Here is a 14838-nt window from a genome sequence, read left to right as displayed (position 1 = left end):
TGCAAATTAAAATTCAATAAATGCAACAATGTTGCAATTAAGTTTCCTCAAAATGAATTGAATGCACAAGGTTTCCTAGCACAAAAAAAGCCCCAGGTAGAACCCAGGGCTTTAAAGTAATAGCTGAGATTTCGATTTATACAGTTTAGCGCTTGAGTTCAAAAGCGTATTTCAAACCCAGATTTACTTGGTAGAAGATGGGCTTGTTTCCGTATTCCAATTCACCTGCATAGCCCACTCCAGCTCCCAGGCCCACGGCAAAATGTCCGGCAAAAAACCAATCGTAATTAAGGGTGATAGCAGCACCGGTAGCATTGTGGTATTCCTTTTCTAAAAAAGTACGCGGACTAAAGCTAATTACTGAATAGCCTCCTACGGATCCATAGTTGAGCCCTAGGTACAATTGATCCACCAAATAGAAGTCCAATCCTAAACCATAGGAAACACCATAATTATAACCCAAGGCTCCCCAAGCGGCCCAGGTTCCCGTTTTAAACAGGGGCATGGTTCTTTTAATTTGAGCCCCAAAGCGCGCAAAGCTGGGTCCGTAGCCCGCACCAAATTGCCAATGTGATTGTTTGTTGAATTTGCCATCACCCATATGGGGAATACCATCGTGATTGCCGGCCTTGAGCATAAAAGAAAGACTGCTCATCCCCAAAAGGAGGATCAGAATTTTAATTGATTTCATTTTGATAGTTTTCGTTGCAATCAAAGCTAGCTAAATGAATTAATGGCCAAAGCCTGAACTTAAGGGATGGCTATTTTTGAATACCAAAGCCCGATTTTTAGTTTTGTAAAGGGAAGAAATACAGGTATTTAGATAAGGATTCTTTGTTCTGTCTTATTCTGATGTAAAGACTTTGTATAGATTTTCATTTGGATAGGGTTCCTGTTTAAGGTCGACTTTAAGGCTTCATATCAATCGCTATATTCCCTTTTTTATGGCCTAGATCCACATATTCATGTGCTGCAACAATTTGGTTGAGGGGATAAACTTTGGAGAGATAAGGTTTAATTTTTCCTTCTTTGGCTAATCGGCATAATGCATCCAAATGTTCTTGTTTAGGCTTGGTGATGCCGGCCACTGAAACAAATTGGCCTTCCTTTTTTAGGATCTTCTTGGCCTTGGTTTTGGAGCTTTTACCCACCGCATCTAATACAATATCATATTGGGTACCGAGCATAGAGTAGTCCTGACTTTTGTAATCGATAAGTTCATCCGCTCCCAAGCTTTGTACCATCTCAAAATTAGTAGAACTGCACACGGCTGTTACGATAGCTCCTTTGGCTTTGGCAATCTGCAGGGCAATGCTTCCCACACTGCCGGAAGCCCCATAAATCAGCACTTTTTGTCCTTTCTGAATGGCAGCTTTTTGCAGGAGATATAAGGCTGTCATTCCGCCTACCGGTAAGGCTGCTGCCTCATTAAAGTCTAGGCTTTTGGGCTTCAGTCCAAGCACCCCTTTGCTGCGATTTTCAGGAATACTAAGGTATTCGGCATAGGAACCGGTTTCCAAGCCGGTAGGGGTGCCCAGCACTTCATCTCCAGGAGCAAATTTGCGCACTTCCTTACCAACGGCTTCTACCACACCGGCAAATTCATGACCAAGAACTTTCTTCTTCGGAGTAAAAAGACCATAAACCAAGCGCACGATAAGCCAGGCGATTCCCGGGAAATTGGAACTCCGCAAACGCGTATCTCCAGAAGTAACGGTGGTGGCATATACTCGCACCAGTACTTCATTGTCTTTGGGTATAGGCTTTGGACGATCCTCAATTTTCAGCACTTCAGGAGGACCATATTGGTGATAGCTTACAACTTTCATTTTTAGGATTTTTTAGTTTTTGAGTGAATTTACAAAGCGGCGAAAGCTCTCAATGAAGAGATCTTGTTCTTCGATATAGCCTTCATGGGCGCTGTTTTCGAGGATCACCATATACTTATCGGTGAAATCCGGACCACCAATACTATGAAAAGCATCAAAGCCCATTTCGATGGTGTTTACCCCGTCATGGCGACCCCATATCACTAAACTGGGGATTTTGATTTTAGCCATATCTGGACTCAAGTTGAGCTCCAAAATATTGAAGCGCGGTACCAAATACTGACCATTGAAAAAGACTGCTAAGGATAAATAAGAATTAAGGCTGCCCCGCAATCCTACCTCGGGTCCCTGTACTTTTTGATTGGGATCTTTGCGATAGGCATTGGTATTGGATAAGTAAGCATCGTATTTAAAGTAATTCTCCTTCACCGTCATATTGGGTTTAGAGGCACACCAATCCCGGGCTTCGGTCCAGTAAGCTTTATCGACATTTTGGTCAATCTGCTTTTGGGCATAGGCCTCCACAAACTCCACCGATTTGGGTAGTCCTTCCACCAGATTATGGCCACTATCCATGCAGATAAAACCATCCACTTTTTCCTGATAATTTTTGGTACTGAGATAGGCACTGCCCAAAGCACCGCCCCAGCTAATACCGTAAAATACTATGCGAGGATTGTGATATCGCAAGCGAATGGTTTCCACCACCAGGTCTAAGTCATCTACAAATTGTTCTACCGTAAATGTGCTGGCTTCAGGGTTTCCCATCGATAAACCAGAGCCTCTTTGATCCCAGTAAGCAAAAGCAAAGTCCTTTTCCAACTCTTTGGAAACGGGCATAAAGGAGGGTAGGGAGGCATTCCCACCTGGTCCGCCATGCAGAAAAAGAATAAAGGTGCCCGACTCAATATTGCCCTTTACAAAGACCGGCATTTCTGCACCGGCATTGCTTATAAAGAAATGTTCGCCCTCGTAATACCCCGATTTTTTGCAAGAGATAATAAGAAGTAAAGCGAATAGTGCGAAGTATTTTATAGCGGTTCTCATGCTTGCTTGATTTTATAAGTGATGCCCATTTTTAGCGCGATATGGGGTAAATAGCTATGATTAAAATGAGACTGTAAATAAACTTCTGGTCCCAGATAAAGGCTCCAGGGTAAATGCTGATTTCGGCTTCCCTGCCAACCAAAGAGGAGGGAGGCGGTAGGCATAAAATGGGAATGGCCCCAATTAGTCGCGATTTCTACTCCGCCATTTTCCGCTCTTTGATAGATGGGCCCAGCCGCCCAGGAATGCATATAGCCCAGACCTAAATTGAGGTCGGCGAATAGTAAGCCTCTTCCCATGCGCGCGCCAATGCTCGATTTAAAGAAGGCTGCGCTATGGTTCCAACGATGCCAATAAGCGCCAAGGTCGGCATCCCAATGAATGATGGCCCAACTGTTTTGGGCGAGCTGATAATTGAGCCCCAGGCTAATTCCCGGATGTAGGACTAATTCCCCGAAGTACTCAAGCTTTAGGGCTAGCTTTTGATCCTGGGATGCATTCTTCGGGCTCGGTATTTCGGCTTGGGCCGCCAAGGCTAAGGAGACCAGAAGCAAAATAATACTACTGAAGACTTTGTTTTTCATGTTGATTGATTTGCGTCGGCAAAGGACCGAAGCTCCAATCAAGCGGGCGTTCGTGATTTCATAGAGGCGGTTCGGAATCATGATTCTGAACGCCTAAATGTGATGAAAAGGTAGACTAGCCTTTTAAATATTCAGAAGGCGTAAGACCGGTAATTTGTTTGAAATAGGTATTGAATACCGATTTAGAATTAAAGCCGCAATCGTAGGCCAATCCTACAATAGAGATATGGGCATAACTTGGATCCTTGGCGATAAGCTTAAATTCTTCAATACGATAGAGATTGATGAAATTATTGAAGTTCTTGCCTAGGCCTTCATTGAGTACCAAGGATAATTGATTGGGCGAAAGTTCAAGTTGGTCTGCCAATCGGCGTAAGCTCAAGCTTGCATCTAAATAGGGCTTTTCCAGATTCATATAATCCAGGAGCTGCCTTTTGTAGCTGGCAATTTGCGCTTGGCTTAGCAATACCTTTTTAGGACTGTTTGTGCTTTCCGCTTCCTCGATACGTCCATCCGATTTAAAAATCTGCTCAAAGAGTCGGCTGCGAGGATCTTGGGCCAGCAGCTGAAAGGCGGGGATCTCGCGATAGAAGTTTAAATAGTACTTGCCGGCGCGAATGTCCTTTTCCAATTCTTCGAAAGCCCAATCAAAATTGCCCAGATAGGCATGAATAATAAGCCTGGGATTTTCTTCAGAAGCTAAATGCAAATTCTGGTTTTCCTGATTTAGTTTTTGCAGGTACTCTTCAGCTAAAGCCTTATTGCCTGAAGTGGCATATACGATTCCAATTCCCGCGGAATACTCCACTTCTTGATCAGGGCTCATGGGGAAATGCTGAAAATGCGCAATGGCATCTTCATACCGTCCCAAACGACTAAGAATGATTCCTTTTAAATAATAGGAATTGCTGTGATCGGGAATGGACTTTAAGACCTTATCGGCTTCGATTAAAGCTTCCTCATAACGTCCCATTCTCTGCAGGGCAGAGGCCAAATAATAGCGATGCGAAGGAATGAGGGGATCCAGTTCAAAGGCCTTTTGCAGGCGATCCAAAGCTCGATCATAATGACCGGAAACCACATCCATAACCGATCCGCCCAAAAGGGCATTCACATAATTAGGGCGATGTTTTAAAGCCACCTTGAGGTAGGAAACGGCGGTGTTGACATCCTTCTCAAAGAAATAATGCACCATACCAATCGCATAATTGGCTTCGGGGTCATTGGCGTCTAGCTCCAAAGCGCGTAGGGCGGCATCTTTGGACAGACTAAAAGCCTCCGTTCCCGGAATAGCCTTTACCAGTCCGAGGTAACCATAATAGATAGCTTTGGAGGCATGGTAAAAAGGACATTCCGCATCAATTTCGATGGCTCTCTCAATCTCTTGTAGGGCCAAAAGAATGTCGGCCTTTTGAAATTTAGCAAAACTGTGCTTGCTTTTCAAATACCAGGAATAGGCACTGGCCTGTGTAGTCCGATTCCTTGGCCTTTCTTCAATTTCGAAGTGGCCGATATGTTCCCGCAGTTTTTCAGCAATCAGGAGGCTAATTTCATCCTGCACCGCAAAAATATTCTCCATACTACGGTCCCAGGTTTCGGACCAAAAATGAAAATCTTCGGCGGCATCAATCAATTGAGCGGTGATTCGCAGGGCATTGCCCGAAAGTCGAACGCTGCCTTCAAGAATGCTTGAAACCCCCAACTGTTTGGCAATTTCCGGTATGGATAAGGTTTTGCCTTTGAATTGAAAAGCGGAAGTGCGAGAGGTGACTTTCAGTCCGTCGATTTTGGCCAAAGCATTGATAATCTCCTCACTAATACCATCGCTAAAGTGTTCATTTTCGGAACTATTGCTCATGTTCACGAAAGGAAGAACGGCAATGGTGGTTTTAGAAGACGAGGATGAATTAGAGTTCAATTGCTAAGCCTTGAGGATCTTGAAATAGGGCTATGAAATTAATGTTAAAAAGTTAATAGGTTAAAAACTGAAGAAGTTAAAACTCCCGAAATACGATCATGATAAGTAGATAGTATGGATAGTCGTTAAAAATCAGACATTATTTGTTCGTTTGTGAAAAGTTTTGTCACGATTTTTTTGAATAAAAAATCATTTCCTGCAGTTTTTTCGTGTAACAGATCAACAATATTATCCAGTTCTTGAGTGGTGTTTAAAATAATATATGATATGTCATCTAAATTAAATTTCAGATAACAATCTGATATAATTTCATTTAGATTGTCTTTGTTGGTATCATAGTCACTGATATTCACGAGCAAGGGGTAGTTTTTTATTTCTTTACTTTTTGGTACATAGCGCCATTCTCTTTCATCGTAAAACTTGTATCTTTTTTCGATCAACTTGTCGTTAATTATAAGTTCACCTTGATAATTTTTGGCGTGCAAAGCAATTTGAATTAATTCATTTAGTTCAAAACTTTTATATTCACTTCTTGAACGATCTAAATCATTAAAGTAATCTAAACTTTTACGTAGGCCAGTGCCTGCAAAGGAGTTGTAGTCAATATATATTACAGGATTCAAACCATTACTGGAGGCCCAATTTTTGTGTAAACCTATCCCATAATCTCCGTAGTAACCAAGCTTTTCTCCTTTCTTGTAGTAAAAGTTCTTTTTGTAATCCGTTATAGGTATATCGCAAAAACTTACCATAGGGATGCCAAACGAGTAATTTTGACCACCTCTAGTATTTACCTTTTCACGACAATAGGATATCCTAAATCCTTGTGTGGAAATTATTGACCTTAGTTTGTTAAACGTATTTGTATAATGAATTATAGAGTTGGTGCTAATGGCCATTATTAGTGAAAATTTATGGTGTTAATAATAGTAGATGCAAAGCATATATTGGATTAAATTATGTCATTTGGTCTTAAAAGACTAGCTGATTATATTTTCGTGTCGCTGAAAAGTACTCAATTAATTAAGCTCCTTTTAGTCTTAAGTGAAACAAATTAAAGTATTTGACTCTACGGGTTGGTATCTAACAGCTATGATTCAATCTTTTAAAAATTGTTTTACCGAATATCCTTCCTCGCTGGTGCGGATAATTGCTAACTAGTAAAGGAGCCAATATTTGTAATAGCCAAAGAATTCTCGAAACAAAGCATAGAAGTCGCGCCACTCGAAATAATTAGGGCTTACCGCTGATATCCGGGTAAAACCTAGTTTCCTAAAGCTCAGTTTGCAGCGACTAATGTGAAAGTACTGACTCACCAAAACTACCGAAGTAGAATCCGAATAGCTGTTTTTAAAATTCTGGGCACTTAACCAGGTATTGTTTCCCTGATCGTCGATCACTATATCCGATGCCAATACTTGATGAGCCAATAAATATTCTGCCATTTTTTGAGCTTCATAGTGTCCTTCTTTGCCCAAACCTCCACTCACAAAAATTTTAGCAACCAGCGAATCATTGTAGAGTTCCAAGGCCTTATGCATTCGGGCTTCCAGTCGCTCAGAAAGACTTCCATCGGGATTTACCCTATTGCCAAAAACCACCGCATAATCGCTTTGCGTAGGCTGGGAGAGGAGACCATCACTAATAATGAATAGTTCGTGAATGAGAAACCAAGCGATCAAAAGCAGAAGAATAATTTTCAGTTTTTTCATGTCTTAGTATTGTATCCTTAGCCCGCAGTAAGGAGCTCTTCGGATTAAAAAAAAAATACCCTTGAAGGATTCATTATTCAGTTTTGAGCGCCTTCAGCTAAATGAGCATTCCTCCAATATTCATAAAGGGCTGCTTCAAATTTTCGAGGCTTAGCCAATCCAATTTTCTTCTGTGCTTTTTCTCCTTCAGTATTGTAGAGGTACAACCTATTGGAGTAAAATAAGCTTGATTGAGTATAGGAATAAGGTCTAAGCTTATAGCTTTTAATCTTGTTCAGAGGAATTTTTTGGTTCCTGATGATTAAATGAGTGGCAGTGATTCTTAGCTTATATTTAAAATCCAAGTCAGGTAACTGAGGCTGATAGATCACGTTTCGGTCAACAGGGGTGATAGCGAGGCGCTTTAAAACTCTATCTGCTGAAAACTTTAAAATCACCCCATTCCAAACCGCTCTTTGGTAGAGTTCCTTTTGATTGTCTACCTGCACAATGTATTTGGAAAACCAATGTTCAGTAGCAAAAATCCCATAAATAAAAGCGCATCCGAAGCTGAAAAGGAAAAGCAGCAGAATGGAGAGATCACCAGAGAGCAAGTCATAGTGATCAAAAATATAAATCAGGGCAAATGGCAATCCAAAGAGCAACAGGAAAGTTGGGGGTAAATAAATCCAAGTTCTATTGATAGCATGGGCTACGGAGGGGCTGGAGGAGTAAAATTTCACAAGAGTAAAGAAATAAATAATGTTGATATTTAAAAACTTTGTTTCAGGATATAGCCGGAATGTTTCTGAGGGTCACTGATTTTTAATACTAATTCTGTAGTGTTAAAGGAGTAACAATTAGTAAAGATTTGATCTTAATTCTAATTTAGTGCTGCCGTTAAAAAGGTATTGTCGCTTTGATAATTGATGTTGAGTTTTTGATATTCTGTCTGATTGCTAAGATTTTAGCTAGACTCAGTAAGGCTGCTGAAAGTGATATCTTTAGTTAAAATCCTATCCTAAATTGAATAAGGGTCTACTGATAATCATCCTATTAATCCAATATTTTCAAGCTTGGACTCAAAAGTCTTATGCAGCTTTTGACTTTGGCCTTGAATCAGATAGGAATAGATTTAATATTTGTTTAGTTGGTGATACGGTATTAAAAAGCGCATTGTCATTTTATAGTTCTTCTACCGGCGGGGGCATATATAAACAGTTATCCTTTGGTTCAAGTGGTGAAATTCTAAATGCACCTGAACCCTATAGCTCGGTGCCTCTATATGCTAACGAGCTTACATTTTTTAGAGAGAAAGGATACTTGTTGTATTCAGATACTTTACCATCAGGACAATCGGCTTATCCTCTTCATCGAGTTTTAGATTTTGTGAAATATGGAGAGGCTGAAGCTTCCTGGAGGATAAAGGGTAATTTAAGAGCGATTGGCTATCCTAAAAGTCAAATTGCCAAGTACTCGCAATCCATTTGGTTCTATAATTTACAGGAGAACACACTAGCTCAAATAGCGATTGCTTCTGGTGATACTCTAAATGAACTTACAGAGGATTTATTTTTTAATCAATTTCCTAAAAACATTAAAGATAATTTAGAGAGGTTCACCTTAAATTTAATTAATGTGAATTCAGATACTTCTTTGTTTTCAATATTAATAAGTGATAGTTCTGGTTTTAAATCTGAACCTGATTATATCATTGGTGAAATAGATGTTAATAATCTGAAAGTTCTCAATTATCACCGGGTTGGAAATAGATCTAGTGTTTTATTCGTAGATGGCTTTAAAGGCTATATGACCCACGATTATCAAGTGAAAAATAACCTTTCACAACGGAGTATAGTTCAAATGTCTATCAATGGAGACACTTTGATGAAATATCCTATTATTCAGCGTCGGGTATCTCCAGATACTACCATTAGTTCAGGGGCCAGAACTTGGTTTACTATATTGAAAAGAGGTGATTTAAGTTATTATATCGAATCTTATCAAGATACATTTTGGAATAGGACCTCTAGTAGAAATCACTTAAGAGTAATTGGTTATGATCAGAATGAGATTGTTTTTGACTTAAGCTTAAAAGATTCCCTAGGAGGCTATTATGATTTGAAGTTTGATGATGCCGAATTAAGTCCGGAAGGAAATTTGGTGCTCTCAGTTGGGAATCGTATTGAGGGGTCACAGGGAAGGCTTCTTTTCTTCAAGAAGACGGGTGAAAATTACTTCTTTAATGAATTAAATAACGCCACTAATTATGGTTTAAAAATGTATCCAAATATTAGTGGTCAGTTTGTTGGATTTTATTGCGATTCACCGATTCGATTAATACAGATCGCCACAATTTCTGGACAGGAATACCTTGAATTTTCACCTATTTCAGAAAGCTTTACAGCAGATATTAGCAGCTTAAAGTCAGGCTTGTATATTGTTCGTATTAAGACTGAGAATGATCAATACATTCGAAAGCTAATAAAAGCCGATTAACATTTTATTGTTATTGAGAGCTTGAGTTAAGAAGTGCTCCTTTCAATACCTAGTTCAGCACTGCAATATTCTCGCTGCCTTAACAAGCCTATACTAAAGAAAAAACCCTAGCCAGAATAAACTAACTAGGGTCTGATATTTTGCGGTGCCCAGAACAGGACTCGAACCTGCACGGCCAAGGGCCACTGCCGCCTGAAGACAGCATGTCTACCAATTCCACCACCTGGGCAAATCCCGAAATTTTCGGGAGGGCAAAAATCGTAATTTTTTTAAAATGCGAAAGCTTTTCCTCTAGGCTTTTTCGGTCTTGAACTCTACCGTGGGCTTTTTAAGGAATTGGATTACCAAATAGCTAAAGATCAGGGAAGAACCCAAGCCTTCGATAAAAACTATTCCCGCTGCCATAACCGGGCTCATAAAGGGAACCGGACTTTCTACCTCTTGAATTTCCTGCATAAAGGCCGGGTCAATTTGATCGAGGTAAATAGCCAGAAAAACGCTGAATAAGGCGACCCCAATAAAAGCGGTACGTAGCGATATTCGGTATAAATCGAAAAATGTGCCGTAGTGCTCGTCTTCCAATTTGCTGCGATAGCTTAAAATTCCTCTGCCGATTAAGAGGATTAATATCAAGGCATTAAATACCCTTAAATAATACTCATGGGCTAAGCCTAAAGCTCGCATAGCCAAGAAAAACACCGTGAGGAAAGCCGCTAAGAACAATCCATTCTTTCTCGAAATACTTAATCCATACCGCAAATAATCGCTCATCATTCAGTTTTTTAGGGTGAGTTTGAAATAATCTTCCAAAGCAATTTCGGCATCCAGCCTTTCTGCTTGGTCCTGATAGAGCTGCTTTAAAGTATCTCGGCCGCAACAAAGGTAAATCGATTCCTGCTTGATCAAAGAACTGTAAACCTTGGCTGCAATCTCAAAATGAATTTCGGCATTCGATAATCTATGCAACTCGGAATCAGGATATTCACTAAAAACAACTCGTAAACTATCACATTGTTCAAAGTCAGATCCCGGCTCGGCTAATACAAAATATTGATCCCCTGCCGGATAGCGTATCAAAGCAAAATTTAAATTCCCTTGATCCCTTTCAGAGCCCAATCGTTTCAACCGAAGGATTTCCATGGGCTTTTTACTCAGATTGTCGATATGGTAATAATAGGAGCGAATATTATTGAAATACAGTCGGGAGTCACTGCTGGTAGCAAAAGACAATTCTTGGTAGTTCACCACCTTGGCTTTAGGAGCAAAGAAGAAGGCCGCTCCAAAGGCCAGCACCACAAAGACCAAGAGCCATTTTACCGGGGGCATTAAAGCCTGCCATTTTTCCCAAATCTTTTGCATTTTTTCTAAACAAGCCGGGCCTTTAATAGTTTTATATCGGAATTGAACTATGGCAAATAAAGCAATTGTAATTGGTAGTGGTATCGCTGGCCTGGCTACCGCGGCGCGCTTGGCATCCAAGGGTTATCAGGTGCAGGTTTTTGAAGCCTCAGCCCAGCCAGGAGGGAAGTTGGGCCTAATTGGCGACGAGCGCTACCGCTTTGATAGCGGACCTTCTTTATTTACCCTTCCTCAGTTAATCGATCAATTAATTCACGATTGTGGTAGGGAGCCGCGCGATTATTTCAACTATTATCAGAAAGATACTGCCTGCCACTATTTTTGGCCGGATGGCACCTTTATTAAGGCCTATGCGGATAAGGAGGCTTTCGCCGAAGAAGTTCAAAGCAGATTGCAGGTGCCCGCTCAAAAGCTTCTGAGCTATTTAAAGCGTTCGGCCTTTATCTACCGCTATACCGAAAAGGTATTCCTCCGGCGCAGTTTACATCGCTTTAAATCCTATTTGCATCGGGATACCCTAGCCTCCATTATTCGTATGCCCCGACTGGGTTTGGGAGGTAGCTTACATCGCTATAACCATAAAATGCTGCAGCATCCTAAATTGGTGCAGCTCTTCGATCGCTTTGCTACCTATAATGGCAGTGATCCCTTTCAAACGCCAGGGGTGATGAGTAGCATTCCGCATTTGGAGCATAATATCGGTACCTTTTATCCTAAAGGTGGGATGCATCAAATAGCGCGGTCCATTTATCAATTGGCCCTCGATTTAGGGGTGGAATTTCACTTCAATACTAAAGTAGAGCGCATACTTAGCAAAAATGCTAAAGCCTATGCTGTTCAAGTGGGAAATGAAATTCATGAGGCGGATGTCATCATCAGCAATATGGATGTGGTGCCCACCTATCGGTACTTGATGCCCCAAGAAAAAGCCCCCGAGAAAACCTTGCAGCAGGAGCGAAGTTCCTCCGCCTTAATCTTTTATTGGGGTATCAAAAAGGAATTTCCCCAATTGGATTTGCACAATATCTTTTTCAGTGCCGACTATGAGCAGGAGTTCAAGGCTATTTTTCAAGAGCAGACCATTGGCGATGATCCCACTATTTATCTAAATATCTCTTCTAAAGAAGGGGAGGGCGATGCTCCGGAAGGCTGCGAGAATTGGTTTATCCTTATAAATGCGCCTGGCAATACGGGGCAAGATTGGGATGCCTTAATTCCCAAAGTTCGTCGGCAGGTTTTAGATAAGCTCAGTGCCAGCCTCAATGTAGATATTGAGTCCTTAATCGAATATGAAGATTATCTGGATCCCCGTCGAATTGAAAGTCGCACTTCCAGTTATCAGGGTTCCCTCTATGGTGCCGGATCTAACGATACTTTCTCGGCTTTTCTACGCCACCCCAATTTTAGTCGCTATTTGCAAGGCCTTTATTTTTGTGGTGGATCGGTGCATCCCGGTGGTGGTATTCCGCTTTGCTTGATGGGAGCCGAAATCACCGCCAATCTAATTGAAGAAGATTATGCAAACTAGCTTTCAGCTATTAAGCCGTAAATACGGATTGGGACTATTGGCCTTTGTGCACTTCTTCGGTATTTGGGTTATCAGCTATGGCGATCGTGATTTTTTTGCCGGCTTTACCCCTCTAAACTTAATCTTAGCGGCTCTGCTCTTTTTTGGGGCCAGCAGCAAGCAGGAACTGCCCAAGCTAGGAATCTATGCCATGCTCTGCATTGGGATTGGCTATGGAGTAGAAGTATTGGGCACCCAAACAGGTATTCCATTTGGTAATTATGCCTATCTGCATAATTTGGGACCTAAACTGATTGCGGTGCCCTTATTAATTGGGGTAAACTGGTTTCTTTTGGCCTATAGTTCTGCTTTATGGGCAAAGCGCTGGAGTTCATCTAAATTAGTCAGAATATTAATCGGTGCGGCCTTAATGGTGGGCCTTGACTTCTTTATTGAACCCCTTTGTACCGAATTAGGGTTTTGGCAATGGGAAGGAAATAAGATTCCACCACAGAACTATTTAGCTTGGTTTGGGGTTGCTATGCTAATGCAAGCTTTGTTTATCCGTCTCAAGCTTGAAGCGGATCAGGCCTTAGCTCGCTGGTATTTAGTTTTGATAGCCCTATTTTTCATGATGCTCAATATCTTAATATGACCTGGTACTGGATTGCTTTAATCGTATTTGCCACCTTTTGGTTTATGGAATTTGTGGCTTGGTTTGCCCATAAATACGTGATGCATGGATTTTTATGGAAACTCCATGAGGATCATCACGTTAAGGAGCCTGGTTTCTTTGAACGCAATGATACCTTCTTTCTCATTTTTGCCATTCCATCCTGGCTGTGCATTATGCTGGGGATGATGGCCGGCTCCTGGATTGCGCCTTCAATTGGAGCAGGGATCGCCGTATATGGCTTGGCCTATTTTCTTGTGCATGAGGTTTTTATTCACCGCCGCTTTAAATGGTTCAAAAACAGCGATAACCTCTATTTGGCAGCCATTTTACGAGCCCATAAAATGCATCATAAGCATCTGGGAAAAGAAGAAGGGGAAAGCTTTGGTATGCTAATCATTCATCCCAAATACCTGCGCGCCGAGCGGGAAGCACGTAAGCGAAAAAGAGCCAAAAGCAGCGGAATGGCCCAGACCAGTCTTAGCTAACACGCACGGAATAAGGCGCTTCTTCGATCTGTACATTCACATGCTCCTGCATGGAGGTAGATAAGGAAAGGCCTTTAAAATCGGCTTTCACCGGATAGCGCTTATGATTGCGATCTACCAACACCACGGTTTTCATGGCTTTAATCGGATAATCAAGGAAATAGCGTACACCGTAAATAAGGGTACCGCCAGATTTTAAAACATCATCCACCAAAACGATATTGCGATCATTGAGATCCATGGCAGGCTCCATTTGATACTCGGTATCCAGAGGATGATCCTTATCGAAGCTCAGTTTACTAATGCGGATTTCGATATCGGCAATCTCTTGCAAATGCTCATATAGCTTTTGAGCTAAATAAAAACCGCGGTCGGCAATGCCCGCCAATACGACTTCCTTTTCATTGTGGAACTCTTCGTAGATCTGCCAGGCTATGCGTTGGATACGATCTTCAACTTGCTTGTGGTTTAAAACCTCGGTACTGCCGCCCATGGAAATGATTTTGAGCAAAGATACATCAAGCTTCCAGCTCTAGGAAAAATTCACGGCCCGCTCTGGGCTTAATTGAATTATAGCAGATTTCCAGATGATGAATCTTGAATTGACTTTGAAACAAATTAAGGTATTCGGCCTTGGAGCCCCCAAAGGGCGGGCCTTCCGTGCTTAATGGGAAATTGAAAAGCAAGCCAAATAATTTTCCGCCCTCTTTTAATAGAGATTTCATTTTTAAAGCATAGTCCGGACGTAATTGCGGATCCAGAGCACAGAAAAAGGTTTGTTCCATGATTAAATCGTAGTGCCCGATATGTTCGAAGAAATTGCCTTCAATCCATTTCACTTGGTCTGAATGAGGAATCCGTTCCATTGCTTCCTGCAAGGCAGTACTACTAAGGTCGATAACAGTTATGTCAGTAAATCCCTGTTCCAGCATCCAATCTACTTCCCAGGCCCTACCAGCTCCGGGAATAAAGATCGAAGCATCGCGGTTTTGCTTTTCCAAATAACTAATAAGTGGAGTAGAAGCACTGCCCATATCCCAAGGGCTTTGATGATTTACATAGCATTGCTCCCAATAAGCCTGATCTAATTTCATAGCAATTATTCAATCCGCAAACCTAAGTCGGCAGACCCCAAAATGTTCTCAAAATTCCAAATTAATTAGCTGCCGATCCTGCAGGAAAATGCGCAAATCTGACGTGAATAGAGATTCTGATTTTTAGTGAAAATGAATAGAAATGATGT

General features: G+C 41.4%; 16 protein-coding genes and 1 tRNA gene. 4 read left to right on the top strand and 13 right to left on the bottom strand.

What is annotated here, in order from left to right:
• Positions 1 to 145 precede the first annotated feature (145 nt).
• The 8 genes from H4K34_RS00150 to H4K34_RS00115 all read right to left on the bottom strand — a co-directional run bounded on the left by H4K34_RS00150 (position 146) and on the right by H4K34_RS00115 (position 7812).
• A complete protein-coding gene (locus H4K34_RS00150; RefSeq protein ID WP_210758810.1) occupies positions 146 to 691 on the bottom strand; it encodes a hypothetical protein in 546 nt (181 codons plus the stop codon).
• 217 nt (positions 692 to 908) lie between these two features.
• Positions 909 to 1829: an NAD(P)-dependent alcohol dehydrogenase gene (locus tag H4K34_RS00145; protein WP_210758809.1), complete on the bottom strand. Its 921-nt coding sequence runs from the start codon at positions 1827 to 1829 to the stop codon at positions 909 to 911.
• Positions 1830 to 1841: 12 nt separating this feature from the next.
• Positions 1842 to 2876 (bottom strand): alpha/beta fold hydrolase, encoded by a 1035-nt coding sequence (locus H4K34_RS00140; protein WP_210758808.1) that lies wholly within the window; start codon positions 2874 to 2876, stop codon positions 1842 to 1844.
• Positions 2873 to 3460, bottom strand: a complete 588-nt coding sequence (locus tag H4K34_RS00135) for a hypothetical protein (RefSeq protein WP_210758807.1) — start codon at positions 3458 to 3460, stop codon at positions 2873 to 2875. Before H4K34_RS00135 ends, H4K34_RS00140 begins: the two co-directional genes overlap by 4 nt.
• A 115-nt stretch (positions 3461 to 3575) precedes the next feature.
• Positions 3576 to 5378, bottom strand: a complete 1803-nt coding sequence (locus H4K34_RS00130) for a helix-turn-helix domain-containing protein (RefSeq protein WP_210758806.1) — start codon at positions 5376 to 5378, stop codon at positions 3576 to 3578.
• A 125-nt stretch (positions 5379 to 5503) separates the two neighbouring features.
• The gene (locus tag H4K34_RS00125) at positions 5504 to 6277 is read right to left on the bottom strand and encodes an abortive infection system antitoxin AbiGi family protein (RefSeq protein ID WP_210758805.1); all 774 of its coding nucleotides are present in this window, start codon (positions 6275 to 6277) and stop codon (positions 5504 to 5506) included.
• Positions 6278 to 6535: 258 nt separating this feature from the next.
• Positions 6536 to 7090, bottom strand: coding sequence for a YdcF family protein (locus tag H4K34_RS00120; protein ID WP_210758804.1), 555 nt, complete (start codon positions 7088 to 7090; stop codon positions 6536 to 6538).
• A 77-nt stretch (positions 7091 to 7167) separates the two neighbouring features.
• The gene (locus tag H4K34_RS00115) at positions 7168 to 7812 is read right to left on the bottom strand and encodes a hypothetical protein (protein ID WP_210758803.1); all 645 of its coding nucleotides are present in this window, start codon (positions 7810 to 7812) and stop codon (positions 7168 to 7170) included.
• Positions 7813 to 8095: 283 nt separating this feature from the next.
• On the opposite strand from H4K34_RS00115, the gene H4K34_RS00110 reads away from it, so the two are divergent.
• Positions 8096 to 9568, top strand: a complete 1473-nt coding sequence (locus H4K34_RS00110) for a T9SS type A sorting domain-containing protein (RefSeq protein WP_210758802.1) — start codon at positions 8096 to 8098, stop codon at positions 9566 to 9568.
• Between the two features lie 146 nt (positions 9569 to 9714).
• On the opposite strand, the gene H4K34_RS00105 is transcribed toward H4K34_RS00110, so the two are convergent.
• The 3 genes from H4K34_RS00105 to H4K34_RS00095 form a co-directional block, all read right to left on the bottom strand.
• Positions 9715 to 9797, bottom strand: a tRNA-Leu gene (locus H4K34_RS00105).
• Positions 9798 to 9859: 62 nt separating this feature from the next.
• Positions 9860 to 10342 carry a DUF4199 domain-containing protein gene (locus tag H4K34_RS00100; protein WP_210758801.1) on the bottom strand — a complete coding sequence of 161 codons (483 nt, stop codon included), beginning with the start codon at positions 10340 to 10342 and terminating at the stop codon, positions 9860 to 9862.
• Entirely contained in the window at positions 10343 to 10927 is a 585-nt protein-coding gene (locus tag H4K34_RS00095) for a hypothetical protein (RefSeq protein WP_210758800.1), read from the bottom strand. It abuts the gene before it with no gap.
• Between the two features lie 49 nt (positions 10928 to 10976).
• Between H4K34_RS00095 and crtD the strand changes: the two genes are divergently transcribed.
• From crtD to H4K34_RS00080, 3 genes are read left to right on the top strand one after another with little or no spacing between them, the layout of a single operon-like run.
• On the top strand, positions 10977 to 12455 hold the full coding sequence (crtD, locus tag H4K34_RS00090) for a 1-hydroxycarotenoid 3,4-desaturase CrtD (RefSeq protein ID WP_210758799.1): 1479 nt from the start codon (positions 10977 to 10979) through the stop codon (positions 12453 to 12455).
• Complete coding sequence (locus H4K34_RS00085; protein ID WP_210758798.1) at positions 12445 to 13089, top strand: carotenoid biosynthesis protein; 645 nt, start codon at positions 12445 to 12447, stop codon at positions 13087 to 13089. The genes crtD and H4K34_RS00085 overlap by 11 nt, the downstream gene beginning before the upstream one ends.
• On the top strand, positions 13086 to 13595 hold the full coding sequence (locus H4K34_RS00080; RefSeq protein WP_210758797.1) for a sterol desaturase family protein: 510 nt from the start codon (positions 13086 to 13088) through the stop codon (positions 13593 to 13595). The genes H4K34_RS00085 and H4K34_RS00080 overlap by 4 nt, the downstream gene beginning before the upstream one ends.
• Here H4K34_RS00080 and H4K34_RS00075 read toward each other — a convergent pair.
• Positions 13588 to 14088: a phosphoribosyltransferase family protein gene (locus H4K34_RS00075; RefSeq protein WP_210758796.1), complete on the bottom strand. Its 501-nt coding sequence runs from the start codon at positions 14086 to 14088 to the stop codon at positions 13588 to 13590. The two genes, H4K34_RS00080 and H4K34_RS00075, sit on opposite strands and share 8 nt — an antisense overlap.
• A 25-nt stretch (positions 14089 to 14113) precedes the next feature.
• A complete protein-coding gene (locus tag H4K34_RS00070; protein WP_246452160.1) occupies positions 14114 to 14689 on the bottom strand; it encodes a methyltransferase domain-containing protein in 576 nt (191 codons plus the stop codon).
• Between the last annotated feature and the right edge of the window lie 149 nt (positions 14690 to 14838).

The sequence above is a fragment of the Croceimicrobium hydrocarbonivorans genome (assembly GCF_014524565.1).
In the GTDB taxonomy this organism is placed as follows: Bacteria; Bacteroidota; Bacteroidia; order Flavobacteriales; family Schleiferiaceae; genus Croceimicrobium; species Croceimicrobium hydrocarbonivorans.
The sequence above is the reverse complement of the archived record's forward strand: the minus strand, read 5'-3'. Positions and strand labels throughout refer to the sequence as shown.